Here is a 405-nt window from a genome sequence, read left to right as displayed (position 1 = left end):
CTCTCGGGGTATTGCTGGAAGACGAAGCAGAACGCCAGGACAGTTTCGATTTTTTCGCCGTCCACGGCCTGATTACCTCGTTTTTGGCAGGGCCGATTGAGTTCGATATCCAGCGAGTCTGGGACTGTGCCTTTGACGAAAAACTGGGCTTCAGCAGCGCTGAAAAAGCCACCGTCACCGAGCTGCTTGGCAAAATGACTGCGGAAATCCAGGGCTGGCTCGATTCCGGCCAGGATTTCCCTGTACCTTGTGAGTTGACTCTGTCGGATGAAGAAGACGAGCCACCCATCGAAGGTTGGGCTATTGGTTTTATGACCGGTGTCATGCTGCACGAAGAGGACTGGTACCAGCGCGATGAAGAAAACGTCGCCGAGAGCCTGTTCCCGATCATGTACGCTTCTGGCC

General features: G+C 54.6%; 1 protein-coding gene. It reads left to right on the top strand.

The window, feature by feature from the left end:
• Positions 1-11: 11 nt before the first annotated feature.
• The coding region (locus Q4563_RS16615) for a YecA/YgfB family protein (RefSeq protein WP_303605274.1) at positions 12-405 on the top strand (394 nt) is incomplete at its 3' end.

The sequence above is a fragment of the Gilvimarinus sp. 1_MG-2023 genome, assembly GCF_030548285.1.
This window is presented reverse-complemented; position numbering and strand designations above follow the sequence as displayed.